This is a genomic window from Erwinia sp. JUb26, from assembly GCF_003751505.1.
Lineage (GTDB): Bacteria > Pseudomonadota > Gammaproteobacteria > Enterobacterales > Enterobacteriaceae > Erwinia.
This window is the reverse complement of the sequence record NZ_RJVB01000002.1, coordinates 739,336-756,227: the sequence shown is the minus strand read 5'-3', so window position 1 is coordinate 756,227 and position 16,892 is coordinate 739,336. Positions and strand designations below refer to the sequence as shown.

At 56.3% G+C, this 16,892-nt stretch carries 18 protein-coding genes; 15 read left to right on the top strand and 3 right to left on the bottom strand.

All coding sequences use genetic code 11. The features are described 5' to 3' along the window. The first annotated feature begins 46 nt into the window (after positions 1–46). The 3 genes from malM (at position 47) to ubiA (ending at position 2,533) form a co-directional block, all read left to right on the top strand. Positions 47–970, top strand: coding sequence for a maltose operon protein MalM (gene malM / locus EC836_RS08535; protein WP_123332020.1), 924 nt, complete (start codon positions 47–49; stop codon positions 968–970). Between the two features lie 167 nt (positions 971–1,137). Further along, positions 1,138–1,665, top strand: a complete 528-nt coding sequence (gene ubiC, locus EC836_RS08530) for a chorismate lyase (RefSeq protein ID WP_123332018.1) — start codon at positions 1,138–1,140, stop codon at positions 1,663–1,665. 19 nt (positions 1,666–1,684) lie between these two features. Next, a complete protein-coding gene (gene ubiA / locus EC836_RS08525; RefSeq protein WP_370347123.1) occupies positions 1,685–2,533 on the top strand; it encodes a 4-hydroxybenzoate octaprenyltransferase in 849 nt (282 codons plus the stop codon). A gap of 142 nt (positions 2,534–2,675) precedes the next feature. On the opposite strand, the gene plsB is transcribed toward ubiA, so the two are convergent. After that, complete coding sequence (gene plsB / locus EC836_RS08520) at positions 2,676–5,099, bottom strand: glycerol-3-phosphate 1-O-acyltransferase PlsB (RefSeq protein WP_123332014.1); 2,424 nt, start codon at positions 5,097–5,099, stop codon at positions 2,676–2,678. A gap of 128 nt (positions 5,100–5,227) precedes the next feature. Here plsB and EC836_RS08515 point away from each other — a divergent pair, with 128 nt between their 5' ends. The 4 genes from EC836_RS08515 (at position 5,228) to EC836_RS08500 (ending at position 8,176) form a co-directional block, all read left to right on the top strand. After that, positions 5,228–5,596 carry a diacylglycerol kinase gene (locus EC836_RS08515; protein WP_123332012.1) on the top strand — a complete coding sequence of 123 codons (369 nt, stop codon included), beginning with the start codon at positions 5,228–5,230 and terminating at the stop codon, positions 5,594–5,596. 107 nt (positions 5,597–5,703) lie between these two features. After that, positions 5,704–6,312 (top strand): transcriptional repressor LexA, encoded by a 609-nt coding sequence (gene lexA / locus EC836_RS08510; RefSeq protein WP_123332010.1) that lies wholly within the window; start codon positions 5,704–5,706, stop codon positions 6,310–6,312. Between the two features lie 80 nt (positions 6,313–6,392). Beyond that, positions 6,393–7,721, top strand: coding sequence for an MATE family efflux transporter DinF (gene dinF, locus EC836_RS08505; protein WP_123332008.1), 1,329 nt, complete (start codon positions 6,393–6,395; stop codon positions 7,719–7,721). 245 nt (positions 7,722–7,966) lie between these two features. Beyond that, positions 7,967–8,176: a CsbD family protein gene (locus EC836_RS08500; protein ID WP_123332006.1), complete on the top strand. Its 210-nt coding sequence runs from the start codon at positions 7,967–7,969 to the stop codon at positions 8,174–8,176. Positions 8,177–8,371: 195 nt separating this feature from the next. Here the strand turns inward: EC836_RS08500 and zur are convergent, their stop codons facing one another. Further along, complete coding sequence (zur, locus tag EC836_RS08495; protein ID WP_123332173.1) at positions 8,372–8,881, bottom strand: zinc uptake transcriptional repressor Zur; 510 nt, start codon at positions 8,879–8,881, stop codon at positions 8,372–8,374. Positions 8,882–9,092: 211 nt separating this feature from the next. On the opposite strand from zur, the gene EC836_RS08490 reads away from it, so the two are divergent. From EC836_RS08490 to pspG, 4 genes are all read left to right on the top strand, one after another. Then, positions 9,093–9,410: a type II toxin-antitoxin system RelE/ParE family toxin gene (locus tag EC836_RS08490; protein ID WP_123332004.1), complete on the top strand. Its 318-nt coding sequence runs from the start codon at positions 9,093–9,095 to the stop codon at positions 9,408–9,410. A gap of 67 nt (positions 9,411–9,477) precedes the next feature. Beyond that, the gene (gene nadS / locus EC836_RS08485; protein ID WP_123332002.1) at positions 9,478–9,774 is read left to right on the top strand and encodes a NadS family protein; all 297 of its coding nucleotides are present in this window, start codon (positions 9,478–9,480) and stop codon (positions 9,772–9,774) included. A 99-nt stretch (positions 9,775–9,873) separates the two neighbouring features. Then, entirely contained in the window at positions 9,874–10,923 is a 1,050-nt protein-coding gene (gene dusA / locus EC836_RS08480; RefSeq protein ID WP_123332000.1) for a tRNA dihydrouridine(20/20a) synthase DusA, read from the top strand. Positions 10,924–11,060: 137 nt separating this feature from the next. After that, entirely contained in the window at positions 11,061–11,291 is a 231-nt protein-coding gene (pspG, locus tag EC836_RS08475) for an envelope stress response protein PspG (protein ID WP_123331998.1), read from the top strand. Positions 11,292–11,514: 223 nt separating this feature from the next. On the opposite strand, the gene EC836_RS08470 is transcribed toward pspG, so the two are convergent. After that, positions 11,515–12,495, bottom strand: a complete 981-nt coding sequence (locus EC836_RS08470) for a quinone oxidoreductase (RefSeq protein ID WP_123331996.1) — start codon at positions 12,493–12,495, stop codon at positions 11,515–11,517. Positions 12,496–12,594: 99 nt separating this feature from the next. On the opposite strand from EC836_RS08470, the gene dnaB reads away from it, so the two are divergent. From dnaB to EC836_RS08450, 4 genes are all read left to right on the top strand, one after another. Then, a complete protein-coding gene (gene dnaB, locus EC836_RS08465; RefSeq protein ID WP_123331994.1) occupies positions 12,595–14,010 on the top strand; it encodes a replicative DNA helicase in 1,416 nt (471 codons plus the stop codon). Positions 14,011–14,163: 153 nt separating this feature from the next. Next, the gene (locus tag EC836_RS08460) at positions 14,164–14,628 is read left to right on the top strand and encodes an Lrp/AsnC family transcriptional regulator (protein WP_123332171.1); all 465 of its coding nucleotides are present in this window, start codon (positions 14,164–14,166) and stop codon (positions 14,626–14,628) included. A gap of 267 nt (positions 14,629–14,895) precedes the next feature. Then, positions 14,896–15,513, top strand: coding sequence for a YitT family protein (locus EC836_RS08455; protein WP_123331992.1), 618 nt, complete (start codon positions 14,896–14,898; stop codon positions 15,511–15,513). 74 nt (positions 15,514–15,587) lie between these two features. Continuing rightward, on the top strand, positions 15,588–16,781 hold the full coding sequence (locus EC836_RS08450) for an amino acid aminotransferase (protein WP_199735079.1): 1,194 nt from the start codon (positions 15,588–15,590) through the stop codon (positions 16,779–16,781). Positions 16,782–16,892 lie beyond the last annotated feature (111 nt).

The following is a 16,892-nucleotide window of genomic DNA, read 5'->3' as shown; positions in this document are numbered from 1 at the left end:
CTGCATTGCCTGGCGGGATCGGGGTGGCCCGTTTAAGGAACATACAATGAAAAAAAATCTGCTGTCACTCTGCCTGCTTGCGGGACTGGTTTCCGCATCGATTCTGCCCGCTACGGCGGCAACCTTTACTTCGCCACAGAACGTGGCGGTGGCCCCGGCCATTCCGGCTTCTGCACTGCAGCGCCTCTCCTGGCTACCGATCACGCCACCGGCCAGTAACGACATTGCACTGAACGCGTCTTCCCAGAGCCTGAATCAGGGCGAAGTGACCGGCCCGGTTGCGGCCGTTACGCTGCCAGCCGATCGCGGTTCGCTGGAAATTACCCTCACCAGCGTGGTGAAAGATCGCCGCGTCTATGTGCCGAATGTCCTGGTGCTGGACGAACAAATGCGCCCGGCTGCCTTCTATCCCGGCAGCTACTTCCCGTATCAGAAACCGGGTGTTGTCTCGCAGGATCGGCTGGAAGGGACACTCAAACTCACGCCTGCACTGGGGCAAAAACAGATTTACCTGCTGGTGTACACCACCCGTCAGGATCTCACCACCACGACTCAGCTGAAAAATCCGGCGAAGGCCTATGCTGAAGGCGTGGGTAACGCCGTGCCGTCGATTCCCGATCCCGTTGCCACTCATGTGAGTGACGGCCAGATTACGCTGAAGGTGAAAGCGGAGCAGGGCAGCGGCAACGTGATGATCGGCCAGGTGTTTAACCAGCCGCAGCCTCAGCCGGTAGTCGTCGGCAGTACGACCGCACCGGCAGCCGTCGCGGCGGCACCGGCACCGGCTGCGCCAGCGGCGAAAGCGGAGCCGATGCTGAGCGACACCGAAACGTACTTCAACCAGGGTATCCGTCAGGCGGCGAAGGCGGGTGATATCGACAAAGCGCTGCGTTTGATGAATGAAGCCGAGCGTTTGGGCTCCACATCGGCACGGCAAACCTTTATCAGCAGTGTGAAAGGCAAGGGATAATATCCCCATATTGCTGGGCTGGCTCCATGACTGGTGCGCCGTGCGGCGCACCTTTTTTCCTTCCCGCCGTGCTACCCATAAATTTCTGCGTAATTGCCCCGCTTTGATAGGTTTGGCTCCGGTGTCTGCGTTACACTCTGCTTCTGAATTTTTTGCGGAGAAGTGCTATGGCTGAGAACGCGCTGCCGCTGTTGCGCGCTATCGACTGGCTACCCGAATCATCGCCCCTGTTAACCGCTTCCCTGCTCGACTGGCTGATGGAAGAAGACTCGATGACCCGGCGTTTTGAGCGCCACTGTCAGCAGGTGACCGTAAACCTGCTGCGTGAAGGATTTATTACGGCCCACGAGGCCGGAAGCGAGGCTAAACTGTTGCCCGCAGACCGCCGTTTCTGGCTGCGCGAGATCGAACTCTGTGGCGACGGTATCCCCTGGCTGGTGGCACGCACACTGGTGCCGGAATCCACCCTGATCGGTCCGGAGCAGAAGCTGCAGCAGCTGGGCACCGTGCCCCTCGGGCGCTATCTGTTTGCCAGCTCAACCTTAACCCGCGACTTTATTGACGTTGGCCGCAGCGGAAATCTGTGGGCGCGGCGCTCGCGCCTGCGCCTGTCGGATAAACCGCTGCTGCTGACGGAACTGTTTTTACCGGCATCTCCCCTGTATGCCCATCCGAACGCTGAGGAGAATCAGTAGCGTGGAGACCAGTCTGCAAATGAGTAAGCTTTCTGCCTATATCCGCCTGATGCGGGTTGATAAACCGATTGGCACGCTGCTGCTGCTGTGGCCGACGCTGTGGGCGCTGTGGCTGGCGGGAATGAAGATACCGCCGCTTAACGTGCTGATTGTCTTTGTACTGGGCGTGATTTTTATGCGTGCGGCAGGCTGCGTGGTCAATGACTTCGCCGACCGAAAAATTGACGGCCACGTAAAACGTACACGAGGTCGCCCGCTGCCGAGCGGCGCGGTCACCAGCAATGAAGCCAAAGTGCTGTTTATCGGCCTGGTACTGGTTTCCTTCCTGCTGGTGCTGACCATGAACAGCATGACCATCTGGCTGTCGCTGGGCGGGCTGCTGCTGGCGTGGATGTATCCGTTTATGAAGCGCTACACCCATCTGCCGCAGGTGGTGCTGGGCGCGGCGTTCGGCTGGGCCATTCCGATGGGCTGGGCGGCAGTAAACGAAACCCTGCCGTTAACCTGCTGGCTGCTGTTCCTGGCCAATATTTGCTGGACGGTGGCGTACGACACGCAGTATGCGATGGTCGACCGCGACGACGACCTGAAGATTGGCGTGAAGTCGACGGCAATTCTATTCGGCCGCCAGGATAAGCTGATTATCGGGCTGCTGCAGCTGGCTACGCTGGTCCTGCTGGCGCTGACCGGCTGGCTAAGCGGTTTAGGCGGCATCTTCTACTGGGGGCTTTTACTGGCTGCCGTACTGTTTGTACACCAGCAGAAGCTGATTGCCGACCGCCAGCGCGAGAAGTGCTTCCAGGCGTTTCTGAACAACAACTATGTTGGGCTGGTGCTGTTTGTCGGGATTGCACTGAGTATCTGGTAACAGCAATCATTCTGCATAGCTATGTGATGGGTGCTGCTCGGTAGCAAAGCAGCGATGGCACGGCAGAAGACGCTTTCACATAATAAAAAAGGGGCAGACCGCAAGGTCGCCCCTTTTTTCATGCTCAAACTCACCGGCTTTATCAGTCGTGTGCGACGGCACTCTCAATCGTCATGCGAACATCCTGTGTCACCAGCTCTGCGAGTAGCTGATAAACCTTCTGGGTCTGCTCAACCTGCGCATCACCGGAATCGCTGATATAGCTTTCGTCTCGCAGCGTCAGCACCAGCGAGGTGAACACCGCTTTATCAAAGAACTCAGGGGCATTGATGCCGTGCAGCACCGACAGGCGCTGAGCCATGGTCCGGCTCTCTTTCTCCAGCGTACCGCGGTTAATCGCCGGGTTAGCGCTGAGGATTGAGAAGGTAATGGCATAGCGCTGCAGGGTTTCACGCACGCCAGCGGCCAGCAGCTGCAGCGTACGGAAGCGGCCCGGCGTCAGGCGCAGGCTGCTCTCTTCGGCCAGCAGCAGTCCCTGACGTGCCATTTCGGCGACCAGCGCATCCAGCACGGCAGGCAGCTCGCTGGTTTCCCAGCGCAGGAACAGCTCACTCTTCAGCATTGGATAAACCACGCTGACCTGGCGCAGCAGCTCCTCGCGGCTTACTTCACGATGCTGCATCAGGATGGCGGCAATCAGCGACGGCATCACCAGCATGTGGTGAATGTTGTTACGGTAATAGGTCATCAGTACCGCCTGCTCGCGCGGCAGAATGACGATCTCACCGATGCTGTCCTGCTCCAGCTCGAACTTGTTCATGCTCAGCGCGTGTTCAAGCAGGGCTTCAGCGCTGACGTCCGGCACGGTAGAGTCGCTGGAATAAGGCACGTTGCGCAGCAGTTGCAGGTAGCAATCCAGCTGCTCGGTCAGCTGCTCGCGGGTCATAGAGCGCTGGCGTGATGCCAGCAGCGCCGTGACGCACAGGTTGATGGCGTTCGCCGCACCGGCATTGTTGATACGCACCATCACTTTCTGGGCAATATCGTTGACCGCCGGGGTCAGCCACGCCGGGCGCTGGGCCTCAATCGGATCGATAGAATCACGCCATTCCGGCACGCGCTGGTTCAGATAGGTCACCAGCGGCAGAGGTTCACCAAAGTTGACGTAGCCCTGGCCGAGGTTGCGCAGCTTGCGTAGGCCGCGAACCATCGACATAAAGCCTTCTTTCTCTTTGGTCGCACCGCGCAGCTCTTTCGCATAGGTACCCACCTCCATCACGTGCTCGTAGCCGATGTAGATCGGCACCAGCGTGATAGGGCGGTTGCCGCCGCGCAGCATGGCCTGAATGGTCATCGACAGCGTGCCGGTTTTCGGATCGAGCAGGCGTCCGGTGCGCGAGCGGCCACCTTCCACGAAGTACTCAACCGAATAGCCTCGGGTAAACAGCTCACCCAGATACTCACGGAATACCGTTGAGTAGAGCTTGTTGCCCTTAAAGGTACGGCGAATAAAGAACGCGCCCAGACGGCGGAAAATCGGGCCGGCAGGCCAGAAGTTCAGGTTGATACCGGCGGCAATATGCGGTGGCACCAGGCCCTGGTGATAAAGCACGTAGGAGAGCAGCAGATAGTCCATATGGCTGCGGTGGCAGGGCACATAGACGATTTCATGACCGTCCTGCGCCAGCTGGCGCACGCGCTCGCCGCCGCTGACGTTAAGGCCCTGATACAGCTTGCTCCAGGTCCAGCCCATCACGCGATCGGTCAGGCGGATAGCCTCATAGGAGAAGTTCGCCGCAATTTCTTCCATTAGTTCAACGGCGTTCTGCTGGGCCTTCTCATGGGAGATTTTCTTGCTGCGCGCTTCATCCTCCACCGCTTTGGCGATGGCTTTGGACTGCAGAAGCTTATTGAACAGGTCCTGACGCACCGGCAGACGTGGGCCGACGGCGGCCAGGCGCTGACGGGCGAAGTGCATACGCGCCACGCGGGCCAGTTTCTGCGCGATGGTCTTATCGGTACCGTGCTCGGTCGCCATGCGGCGCAGGGAGACGATAGGCGAGAAGCGTACAAAGCTGTCGCGGCCCAGCCAGATCACCGCAAAGAACTTCTGGATGCCGTTCAGCACGCGCAAATGCGGCTGCTCAACACCCTGCACTTCACGGCCCGGCGCACGGCCAAACATCACCGAGACCGGCACCATCTGCACATCCAAATCGGGATGATTGCGGTGCAGGTCCAGATAGTCATGGAACAGCTTGACCGACTCAAGGTTCGGAACGAAATAAGGGAATACGCGCGGACCGTCATGGATAAACACATAACGGGGCAGCACGGTGCCGTCGATCTCCAGTGGATGCAGGGGATCGGGGAGATCCTGTTTGCGGCACTGTTCGCGCAGAGCCAGGAGATCGGCCTTTGAATCATAAGGCAGCACATACATAATAGGGCGAGAAGTATCCAGCCCAAGTTCGGCAACCGGTTCGGCCGGGATTGCCTTACTTTTTACCAGGAATTTCACTGGCAGATTCAACATTTTATAATATAAATTACGCCAACCTGACATAGACAACATGAAGCCTCTTGTTAGCAAAGCGCGGCAAGCATACCAGAAAGCGCTAGCAGAATCTGTGGTGTTGCAAAATGTGCTACACCCTCTCATTGACGTTAAACTTCCCAAAGGGTTCCCTGATTATGGCAAATAACGCCACCGGACTGACTCGAATTGTAAAAGCAGCAGGCTATTCCTGGAAGGGGATCCGTGCTGCCTGGCAGCATGAAGCGGCATTTCGTCAGGAAGCCATTGCCGCCATCATCGCCATCCTTATTGCCTGCTGGCTGGACGTTGACGCCGTCACCCGCGTGCTGCTGATCGGCTCGGTGGTGATGGTGATTATCGTCGAAATTCTCAACAGCGCGATTGAAGCGGTGGTTGACCGTATCGGCAGTGAAATTCATCCCCTGGCCGGACGGGCGAAAGATATGGGATCGGCTGCCGTCTTGCTCAGTATCTTATTGGCAATCTTCGTGTGGGTAATGCTGCTGATTTCACATTTGCGATAGGTTTTCCAAAAATCAACAAACTGCTGTTTTTTAGCCAGCTTTGGGTTTTCAACGCGCAAATACCTGTATATACTCACAGTCGACTGTATAAACAACCAGGGGGCGGGATGAAAGCACTAACGGCACGGCAGCAGCAGGTTTATGACCTGATTCGCGACCACATTAACCAGACCGGTATGCCGCCAACGCGGGCAGAAATTGCCTCGCAGCTCGGCTTCCGTTCCCCTAATGCTGCTGAAGAACACCTGAAAGCGCTGGCCAGAAAGGGCGTGATTGAGATCGTTTCCGGCGCTTCACGCGGCATTCGTCTGATGATGGAAGAACCCGATGGCCTGCCGCTGATTGGCCGCGTTGCCGCTGGCGAACCCCTGCTGGCCGAGCAGCATATCGAAGGCCATTACTCGGTTGACCCGGAACTCTTCAAACCGAATGCGGATTTCCTGCTGCGCGTCAGCGGGATGTCGATGAAGGATATCGGTATTATGGACGGCGATCTGCTGGCGGTGCATAAAACGGAAGATGTGCGTAACGGCCAGGTGGTTGTCGCGCGTATTGACGACGAAGTGACCGTTAAGCGCCTGAAGAAGCAGGGCAACATCGTTCACCTGCTGCCGGAAAACAGCGAATTTCAGCCGATTGTCGTCGATCTGCGTCAACAGACGCTGACCATTGAAGGTCTGGCCGTCGGTGTTATCCGCAACGGCAACTGGCTGTAATCCCCCACAGAATCTGACGCGTCGCACTCTGCGGCGCGTTTTTGCGATCCCTCATCTCTCCCTGCTTCCGGTTGAAAACAATGCGACTGCTGACGGCTGCCGATAAAAATCTCTGGCGGCTGGCGCTGCCGATGATCCTCTCCAATATTACCGTGCCGCTGCTCGGGCTGGTGGATACCGCCGTCATTGGCCATCTCGACAGCCCAACCTATCTCGGCGGCGTGGCGATTGGCACCACCATCACCAGCTTCCTGTTTATGCTGCTGCTGTTTTTACGCATGAGCACCACCGGGCTGACCGCGCAGGCGTTCGGCGCTAACGACAAGCCCGCACTGGCGCGGGCGCTCATGCAGCCGCTGCTGCTGGCGCTGCTGGCCGGTATTACCTTTATTGTGCTGAAAGCGCCGCTGACCCATCTGGCGTTAGGGCTGACCGGCGGCAGCAAGGACGTGCTGCATCAGGCCGATTTATTTATGCAGATTCGCTGGCTCAGTGCACCGGCCACGCTGGCGAACCTGGTTCTGCTCGGCTGGTTGCTGGGTGTGCAGTATGCCCGCGCGCCGGTTATCCTGCTGGTGGTAGGTAATCTGGTGAATATCCTGCTGGATCTGTGGTTTGTCATCGGCCTTAAGTGGGGCGTGCAGGGCGCCGCGGCGGCGACCGCTATCGCGGAATACGTCAGCCTGCTGGTCGGGCTACTGTTGGTGTGGCGAGTGATGGTGATGCGCGGCCTCTCGCTCCGCCTGCTGATCAGCGCATGGCGCGGTAATCTGGCACGCCTGCTGCGGCTGAACCGCGACATTATGCTGCGTTCGCTGCTGCTGCAGGTGTGCTTTGCCTCTCTGACTATCTTCGGTGCCCGGCTCGGCAGTGATATTGTTGCCGTCAATGCGGTTCTGCTGATGTTTCTGACCTTCACCGCCTACGCGCTGGACGGTTTCGCCTATGCGGTCGAGGCCTGCTCTGGTGAGGCCTACGGTGCAGGCAACAGTCAGCAGCTGCTCAGCGTCTGGCACGCCGCCTGCCGCCAGTCCGGGGTTGTGGCGCTGGCGTTCTCGCTGATTTATGCCTTCGGCGGCGAGCATATTGTGGCGCTGCTCACCTCCCTTGAACCGCTACAGGAGCTGGCCGATCGCTATTTAGGGTGGCAGGTGGTGATGCCGTTAGCTGGCGTGGGCTGCTATCTGCTGGACGGGATGTTTATCGGTGCCACCCGCGCCAGCGAAATGCGCAACAGCATGGTGGTGGCCGCTGCGGGGTTCGGATTGACACTGTTCACCGTTCCACTATTGGGCAATCACGGTCTCTGGCTGGCAGTGACGGTGTTCCTGCTGCTGCGCGGTGTTAGCCTGTGGTTTATCTGGCGGCGACACTGGCGTAACGGCACCTGGTTTGACTCATCACGCTGACGGACATATTTGCTTACGTATTCCGTCGTCATCGTCAGCCTGCTGAACGGGCAGGCTTTTTTCTGTATTCTGCGGCAAATCTTCGATCCTGACAGCCCGCAGATTGCTCCATTCACGGCACGTTGCCAAATTTGCACTACAATTATCTGTAAGTTCAGCGTTTAGTCAGATAATTATCTGGTTATTGAGCGGAGTGACGAATAGAAATATTCCAGACCATTAATCTCAGCCAGAAGGAATCTGTTATGAATAACGACGAAATCAGCGGCAACTGGAAGCAGTTTAAAGGGAAAGTGAAAGAGCAATGGGGCAAGCTCACCGACGACGACCTGACGGTGGTTGAAGGTAAACGCGACCAGCTGGTCGGTAAGATTCAGGAACGCTATGGCTACCAGAAAGACCAGGCCGAGAAAGAACTGAGCGACTGGGAAAGCCGCAACAATCATCGCTGGTAAGCACACTTATTCAAGATGAAGCTCCTACCCCCTGGCACAAGGACGTGCCGACAAAGCGCTTTACATGCCTTCTGTTAAATCTCGATGTATTAATCTTCTGTCTGCGGCACGCGAATCATTGCCAGCTCATTACCTTCCGCGCTTGCAAACTAAATATCTTTCTTGTGGGGCTTTTGCATTCGCAGATCGGCTAACTCAGCGCCCGCGTTTTTTGCCCGGCACGCTATGATCGTGGTCGCAGGCATCCTGATGAGTACAGGCTTCCACTTCACTGCATCGCTGGCAAAAACCATGCGCCTCAATCACGCTGTGGGCCAGGGTAAAACCGGTTTTCTGCGCCAGCTTTTTCAGGATTTCTTCAACGCCATCCGCATGCTGCTCGGCCACTGAGCCGCAGCGATCGCAGATCAGCATCGCGGAAGTGTGCGACGGCTCTTCGAAATGATGGCAGACAACGTAGCTGTTGGTCGATTCCACGCGGTGAATAAAACCCTGCTCCAGCAGAAAATCCAGCGCCCGGTAAATGGTAGGCGGTTTGGCCTGAGGTTCAGATGCCCGCAGTAAATCCAGTAAATCGTAGGCGCTAATCGAAGCGTTGTGCTCGGTCATCAGGCGCAACACTTCCATACGCTGCGGCGTCAGACGCACGCTGCGCTGCTGACAAATGACTTCCGCCTGCGACAGGATTCTTTCGGCACTGGTAATATTCATCGTTTTCCCTCAGGCATGATCAAGGTGTTATTTTATCACGTCTGCCACAAAACGCCGAATTTGCCGTCGCTGCGGGTTTTTAGAGACGCATTCCAGAAAAATAAAATGGATCATTAAAAATGTACCACGTACACTCGATGTGGTTGATAATTGTACTGCTCCCGAATAGCCTGTTTAGCAGGAGATATCAACTTCAGGGAGTGAAATGCTTACTTTTATTGAGCTGTCGGGTTTCAGTAAACGGCGTCAGGACCTTTTGCTGGATGATGAGTTTATGATGTTTCAGGAGCTGCTGATTGATGCGCCTGAAACAGGGGCCATTATTACTGGAACCGGTGGATTCCGTAAAATTCGCTGGAGTCGACCTGGTATGGGGAAACGCGGCGGTGTGCGGGTGATTTACTACTATGTCACGAGCAGAGGGAGGATTTATCTTGCATTGGTTTATCCGAAAAATGAGCAGGATGAATTATCACAAGAGCAAAAGAAGGCGCTGAAAAAGTTGTCCGATATGCTGGTATAACGCTGCAAGATGTCTGCGGATTAATCAGCAGTTTTGCTAACCTGTCAACGAGGTCGATGAAACAGAGATGAAAGACGAATTATTTGCCGAGCTGCTGGCCAGTGCAGAAGAGATGGTAAGAATTGAGCAGGGTGTGGAAGCGCCAGCGCCGGAGCATATACGCTCTTTTAGCGATATTGATGTTAAAGCAATACGTGAAGTGACCGGTTTGAAGCAGCAAGATTTTGCCGTTGCTGTGGGTGTTAGCTACGATTTGGTCAAAAGCTGGGAAATGAAACGGCGTCAGCCTACCGGTGCACCAAGAAAGTTACTGCTGTTGCTACAGGCTAACCCTTTTATTATCGACCAGCTGAAAGGCATATGAGTTTTTTGAGGTAATGGCTAAATTTTCGCCTCTGCTCACTGAACCCGCACTGTGTTATAGTAGGACATGTTTTAGTCCATTTTCCGCCAAAGAATATAAATGCATCAGAATCAAGAATCACAATCCATGCCTCTTAACATCGCTAACGCTCACGGGCTGGAAAAATTCCCTGCACATCGCTTCTCCATCGCTCCGATGCTTGACTGGACCGATCGCCACTGTCGTTACTTCCATCGCCAGTTGACCCGTCAGAGCCTGCTCTATACCGAGATGGTGACCACCGGCGCGATTATCCACGGCAAGGGTGACTATCTGGCCTACAGCCAGGAAGAGCAGCCGGTCGCGCTCCAGCTGGGCGGCAGCGATCCGGCCGCGCTGGCGCAGTGCGCGAAGCTGGCGGAAGAGCGCGGCTATAACGAAGTGAACCTCAACGTCGGCTGCCCTTCTGACCGCGTGCAAAACGGTCGCTTCGGCGCCTGCCTGATGGGCGAAGCGCAGCTGGTCGCCGACGGCATCAAAGCGATGCGCGACGTAGTGGCGATTCCGGTAACGGTAAAAACCCGCATCGGTATCGATGACCAGGACAGCTATGAATTCCTCTGCGACTTTATCCGCAAGGTGTCGGAAGAGGGTGGCTGTGAGACGTTTATCATTCACGCGCGCAAAGCCTGGCTTTCCGGCCTCAGCCCGAAAGAGAACCGTGAAATTCCGCCGCTGGACTACGAACGCGTTTACCAGCTGAAGCGTGATTTTCCGCATCTGACCCTGTCGCTGAACGGCGGTGTGAAATCACTGGATGAGGCGAAGATCCACCTGCAGCATCTGGACGGCGTGATGATGGGGCGTGAAGCCTATCAGAATCCGGGCCTGCTGGCGCACGTTGACGGCGAGCTGTTTGGCAGCACGCAGCCGGTTGCCGATACGATTGCAGTGGTGCGGGCGATGTATCCGTACATCGAGCGAGAACTGGCCGCTGGCACCTATCTGGGCCACGTTACCCGTCATATGCTCGGCCTGTTCCAGGGTATTCCCGGTGCGCGGCAGTGGCGTCGCTACCTCAGTGAGAACGCGCACAAAGCCGGGGCGGGCGTTGACGTCGTTGAGCAGGCGCTGTCGCTGGTGGCCGATAAGATCGTGGTTAACGCTTGACCATAGATTGAGTAAATTGACCAGGTTAACATCAACCTGGTCAACAATTCCTGATATAATTCAATGGATTACGTTTTTATCCGTTATGGCACGCTTCTTGTAATGCCTCATCCAGTGATTATTGATGGGAGAGTGCAATGATTGAGATTCTGTTTGTCCTCGGTTTCTTTCTGATGTTGATGCTGACCGGTATTTCAATACTGGGGATTGTGGCTGCGTTGGTCGTCGCAACGCTGGTGATGTTCATCGGTGGGCTATTTGCAATTGTGATTAAATTGTTGCCCTGGCTGCTGCTGGCGGTCGCTGCGGTGTGGCTGTACCGGACGTATATCAAACAACCTGGCGGTAACGGCAACCGTTTATTCTGATGATATCAAGGGGTTGTGATCGGTGCGGAGGGACTAATGCGCTCTGGATCACACCGTGAAACATTATTCAGAGCAATTCGCAATTAAACATATTTTTTACTTATAAATTCTGTCAGGATGGCTGGATTGAAACAAAGCGTATTCATCGCCGCTGACCCTACATCCAGCGCGAACTAAAAAAAGAAAGAAACAAAAGGGGCTTCCGCAAGGAAGCCCCATTTTTTTATGGGATTAGCAGGCTGGATCCCTGGGTCACGCGGCTTTCCAGCGCCTGATGCGCCCGGCGGGCATCGACCAGCGCGAACTTCTGCGATTCCGGCACATCAACCTTAATCGCGCCGCTGGCCAGCAGGGAGAACAGCTCGTTGCTGGCCTGGGTCAGCGCATCGCGGGTGGTGATATAGCCGTACAGCGAAGGGCGGGTGACGTACAGCGATCCCTTCTGGTTCAGAATAGCCAGATCCACCCCGGTCACCGGGCCGGAAGCATTACCAAAGCTCACCATCAGTCCGCGCCTTTGCAGGCAGTCGAGCGAGGCTTCCCAGGTATCTTTACCCACCGAGTCATACACCACGCGCAGTTTTTTCCCCTGGGTCAGCTCGCTGACGCGCTGGGCAATATTCTCTTCGCGATAGTTAATGGTGGCCCAGGCCCCGGCCTCTTTCGCCCGCTGCGCCTTCTCGGCGGATCCCACTGTGCCGATCAGATGCGCACCCAGCGCTTTCGCCCACTGGCAGGCAATCAGCCCGACGCCACCGGCAGCGGCGTGGAACAGGAAGCGTTCATCGGGCTGTACCAGGTAGGTCTGGCGCAGCAGATAATAGACCGTCAGACCTTTCAGGAATGAGGCGGCAGCCTGCTCAAACGAAATGGCATCGGGCAGCAGCGCCACTTTGTCCACAGCGACGTTGTGCACCTCGCTGTAGGCACCCAGCGTTGCCTGCGCGTAAACCACGCGGTCGCCCGGCTTCAGCGCCGTCACGCCGGGCCCCACGCGCTTGACGATTCCGGCGGCCTCGCTGCCCAGCCCGCTCGGGAGGGAAGCGGGATACAGACCGCTACGCACATAGGTATCAATGTAGTTAATCCCTATGGCCTTGTTCTCAACCTGCACTTCGCCTGCATGCGGATCGGCCGGATCGAAATCGATCGCCTGCATCACTTCCGGGCCGCCGTGCTGGCTGATTTGTATACGTTTTGCCATGTTCACTCCTGTGGATTACGACTTAATGCAGGAGGACGGCAGCGGCGCAAACGAGTATACTTACGCGTCCCCCCACAAGATTTTTGGTAGCACATCACTATGGCAGGAAATAAACCCACCAACAAATCCTTCGAAAACCGAGAGCCGCGCGATCGCCAGATGGAAGGTCTGAAGCTGCCCCCGCACTCGCTGGAAGCTGAGCAGTCGGTGTTGGGCGGTTTAATGCTGGATAACGAACGCTGGGATAACGTCGCTGAACGCGTGGTGGCGAAGGACTTCTTCAGTCGTCCGCACCGCATGATCTTCGCGGAAATGCAGCGCCTGCTGGAGTTGGGTAAGCCGATCGACCTGATCACGCTTTCCGAGTCGTTGGAAACCAAAAGCGAACTGAGCCTGGTGGGCGGCTTTGCCTATCTTGCCGAACTGTCGAAAAACACGCCAAGTGCGGCGAATATCGGCGCTTATGCCGACATCGTGCGCGAGCGTGCTGTAGTGCGTGAAATGATCTCGGTGGCTAACGAGATCGCCGATGCGGGATACGATCCGCAGGGACGTACCAGTGAAGATCTCCTCGATCTGGCTGAAACCCGAGTGTTCCAGATCGCAGAAAGCCGAGCTAATAAAGATGAAGGGCCAAGAAGCGTCGTTCAGATCCTTGAATCGACAGTTGAACGCATTGAGGCGCTCTATCAGGCGCCGCAGAATGGCGTAACGGGTGTGGATACGGGTTACGGCGATCTGAACAAAAAAACCGCCGGGCTGCAGCGGTCGGATCTGATTATCGTTGCGGCGCGTCCGTCGATGGGTAAAACCACCTTTGCGATGAACCTGTGTGAAAACGCCGCGATGCTGCAGGATAAACCGGTGCTGATTTTCAGCCTCGAAATGCCCGGCGAACAGCTTATGATGCGTATGCTGGCCTCGCTGTCGCGCGTGGACCAGACCAAAATCCGTACAGGCCAGCTCGATGATGAGGACTGGGCGCGTATCTCCAGCACCATGGGTATCATGCTGGAGAAAAAGAACATGTTTATCGATGACTCATCCGGCCTGACCCCGACCGATGTCCGTTCGCGTGCGCGGCGAATTTTCCGCGAGCACGGTGGGTTAAGTATGATTATGATCGACTACCTGCAATTGATGCGCGTGCCTGCGCTGTCGGAAAACCGTACGCTGGAAATTGCCGAAATCTCCCGCTCGCTGAAGGCGCTGGCGAAAGAGCTGCAGGTGCCGGTAGTGGCGCTGTCGCAGCTTAACCGTTCCCTGGAGCAACGTAGCAATAAACGCCCGATTAACTCCGACCTGCGTGAATCCGGCTCCATCGAGCAGGATGCTGACCTGATCATGTTTATCTACCGCGATGAGGTTTATGAGGAAAATAGTGAGTACAAAGGGATTGCTGAGATCATCATCGGTAAGCAGCGTAACGGCCCAATTGGTACCGTGCGCCTGGCCTTTAACGGCCAGCATTCACGTTTCGACAACTATGCCGGTCCGCAGTACGACGACGAGTAATCTAAAACGTGAAACAGGCGGCTCCGTATTGGGCCGCCGTTCCCCCCCGCTGCGATCTGCGTTTCATCCCCTGCGAAAAATAGTGTTGGACAACACGACAAAAAATACTGTTATCTGTCAGGAAGCTGTCCCCTGAACCGGCATGGAATGACGATGACCCAGATCGATGATTTTGACTTTAAGATACTGACTTTACTGGAAGGCAACGGGCGGCTGACCAACCAGGAACTGAGTGACCTGGTCGGATTATCCGCCTCGCAGTGCTCCCGCCGCCGCATCAATCTTGAGCAGGCGGGCCTGATCCTCGGCTATCACGCGCGACTGTCGCCGGACGCGGTAGGGATGGGGGTCATCGGCCTGATTGAAGTGCGCCTGATCAACCATACCCAGGAGTACGTTGACAGCTTCCACCGCATGGTGGCGGAGCAGTCGGCGATCGTTGACGCCTATAAAACCACCGGCGATGCCGATTATCTGCTGAAGGTGGCGGTGGCCGATCTGGCGGGGTTAAGCGCGCTGATCAGCCAGCTGGTGGCCGGGCATAAAAGCGTGGCACACGTGAAAACCTCGGTGGTGCTGGACCGCCTGAAAGAGAACGGCATGCTGGCGCAGAGCTGAGGGGAATGCGCTAAAATAGTGCAGACTATGCACCGTTATTGTGCGCCTGCATCATTGTCGATGCGTGTATCGTGCGCTTAATTCGCAAAATATGCGTGAAATGACGACATAAATCGATTTTTACGCACAAAATGTAAAATTAAAGCGCATTTTATTCAACGAGTTAATTCTTCGGGACGATTCAGGGGCCACCGCGCACCCTGAAATGGTGCGATTTTTGCTAACTATCATGGAGATAATCGCACAACTTAGCCCCCGAGAAACAAGATGGATAACGTCGTAGAACAACCCGCAAAAATCCCCCATACCCTGGTCGAAGATATTATGGCGATCGTGCTGGGTACGCTGATGGTCTCCTTCGGCGTGACGCTGATGAAGCAGGCCGGCGCGCTGACCGGCGGCACGGCCGGGATCGCCTTCCTGATTAGCTACATCACCAAAAGCACCTTTGGCCTGGCCTTTTTTGCCATCAACCTGCCGTTTTACTGGCTGGCGGTGAAGCGAATGGGCTGGGCATTTACCATCAAAACCTTCTGCGCGGTTGGACTGGTGTCGCTGTTCTCCCAGCTGCACCCGTTGTTTATTCATTTTGCAGCGCTGGATCCCTTTTATGCGACATTGTTCGGTAACGTGGTGACCGGCATTGGGTTTATAGTGTTATTCCGCCATAAGGCCAGCCTCGGGGGCATCAATATCCTCGCGCTGTGGCTGCAGGATCGCTACGGCATTCGCGCCGGTAAGCTGCAAATGGGCGTCGACACCTGCGTGGTGCTGGCGTCGCTGTTTGTGGTGAGCCGCGAAATGCTGGTGGCCTCAATTATTGGCGCGCTGATCCTGAACCTGATTATTGCCATGAACCATCGCCCGGGCCGTTACTTCGTGTAATATCCTCTGGATGACTATGTGACGCGGGGTTAACCGCCGTCAGAATGACTGATTATTAAATGGAGATCTGCACCGTGTTTCAAAATGTTGATGCCTATGCTGGCGATCCAATTCTCACCCTGATGGAAACCTTCAAGCAGGACGATCGTGCGCACAAGGTCAATCTGAGCATCGGCCTGTATTACGACGCACAGGGTGCAATCCCGCAGATGGACGCCGTGGCGAAAGCGGAAGCGCTGCTGAACGCGAAGCCGCAGATGGCGTCCCTGTATCTGCCAATGGAAGGCCTGCCGCCATACCGTAGCGCGGTTGCTCCGCTGCTGTTTGGCGCGGAACATCCGGTGCTGAAAGCGGGCCGTATCGCCACCATTCAGACGCTGGGCGGTTCCGGTGCATTGAAAGTGGGTGCGGACTTCCTCAAACACTACTTCCCGAATTCACAGGTCTGGGTCAGCGATCCAACCTGGGAAAACCACGTGGCTATCTTTGCCGGTGCCGGCTTCACGGTAAATACCTACCCGTGGTATGACCCGGAAACCAACGGCGTGAAGTTTGATGCGCTGCTGGAAAAACTGAACGCTCTGCCTGCACAGAGCATCGTGCTGCTGCATCCGTGCTGCCACAACCCGACCGGCGCGGATCTGACCAACGATCAGTGGGATAAAGTCACCGAAGTGCTGAAAGCGCGCGAGCTAATCCCGTTCCTCGACATCGCCTACCAGGGCTTTGGCGGCGGTATGGAAGACGACGCCTATGCGATTCGCGCTATTGCCGCGGCGGGCCTGCCTGCGCTGGTCAGCAACTCCTTCTCAAAAATCTTCTCGCTGTACGGTGAGCGCGTTGGCGGTCTTTCAATCGTCTGTGACAATGCGGAAGAAGCTTCCCGCGTGCTGGGCCAGCTGAAAGCGACCGTGCGCCGCAACTACTCCAGCCCGCCGAACTTCGGTGCGCAGGTGGTTTCCTGCGTGCTGAACGATGCCGATCTGAAAGCCAACTGGCTGGCGGAAGTGGAAGCGATGCGCGTGCGTATCCAGGAAATGCGTCAGACGCTGGTGGACGTACTGGGTGAGGCCGTACCGGGTAAAAACTTCGACTATCTGCTGAAGCAGCGCGGCATGTTCAGCTACACCGGCCTGAGCGCGGCACAGGTTGATCGCCTGCGCAACGAGTTTGGCGTTTACCTGATCGCCAGCGGTCGTATCTGCATCGCCGGTCTGAACCACAACAACGTGCGTCAGGTGGCTGAAGCTATCGCTGCAGTAATCTGATGTTCTGCTGGCCGGGGGCGCCCGGCCAGCTATGCTTACCTGCTTACCTGCTTACCTGCTTACCTGCTTACCTGCTTACCTGCTTACCTGCTTACCTGCTTACCTGCTTAC

Excerpts from the sequence above, each read along its gene's own strand:
- ubiA (WP_370347123.1), top strand. The coding sequence starts at position 1,685 with ATGAGTAAGCTTTCTGCCTATATCCGCCTGATGCGGGTTGATAAACCG.
- dnaB (WP_123331994.1), top strand. The coding sequence starts at position 12,595 with ATGGCAGGAAATAAACCCACCAACAAATCCTTCGAAAACCGAGAGCCG.
- EC836_RS08490 (WP_123332004.1), top strand. The coding sequence starts at position 9,093 with ATGCTTACTTTTATTGAGCTGTCGGGTTTCAGTAAACGGCGTCAGGAC.
- dinF (WP_123332008.1), top strand. The coding sequence starts at position 6,393 with ATGCGACTGCTGACGGCTGCCGATAAAAATCTCTGGCGGCTGGCGCTG.
- plsB (WP_123332014.1), bottom strand. The coding sequence starts at position 5,099 with ATGTCAGGTTGGCGTAATTTATATTATAAAATGTTGAATCTGCCAGTG.
- EC836_RS08500 (WP_123332006.1), top strand. The coding sequence starts at position 7,967 with ATGAATAACGACGAAATCAGCGGCAACTGGAAGCAGTTTAAAGGGAAA.
- lexA (WP_123332010.1), top strand. The coding sequence starts at position 5,704 with ATGAAAGCACTAACGGCACGGCAGCAGCAGGTTTATGACCTGATTCGC.
- malM (WP_123332020.1), top strand. The coding sequence starts at position 47 with ATGAAAAAAAATCTGCTGTCACTCTGCCTGCTTGCGGGACTGGTTTCC.
- EC836_RS08515 (WP_123332012.1), top strand. The coding sequence starts at position 5,228 with ATGGCAAATAACGCCACCGGACTGACTCGAATTGTAAAAGCAGCAGGC.
- EC836_RS08460 (WP_123332171.1), top strand. The coding sequence starts at position 14,164 with ATGACCCAGATCGATGATTTTGACTTTAAGATACTGACTTTACTGGAA.
- ubiC (WP_123332018.1), top strand. The coding sequence starts at position 1,138 with ATGGCTGAGAACGCGCTGCCGCTGTTGCGCGCTATCGACTGGCTACCC.
- nadS (WP_123332002.1), top strand. The coding sequence starts at position 9,478 with ATGAAAGACGAATTATTTGCCGAGCTGCTGGCCAGTGCAGAAGAGATG.
- EC836_RS08455 (WP_123331992.1), top strand. The coding sequence starts at position 14,896 with ATGGATAACGTCGTAGAACAACCCGCAAAAATCCCCCATACCCTGGTC.
- dusA (WP_123332000.1), top strand. The coding sequence starts at position 9,874 with ATGCATCAGAATCAAGAATCACAATCCATGCCTCTTAACATCGCTAAC.
- EC836_RS08470 (WP_123331996.1), bottom strand. The coding sequence starts at position 12,495 with ATGGCAAAACGTATACAAATCAGCCAGCACGGCGGCCCGGAAGTGATG.
- pspG (WP_123331998.1), top strand. The coding sequence starts at position 11,061 with ATGATTGAGATTCTGTTTGTCCTCGGTTTCTTTCTGATGTTGATGCTG.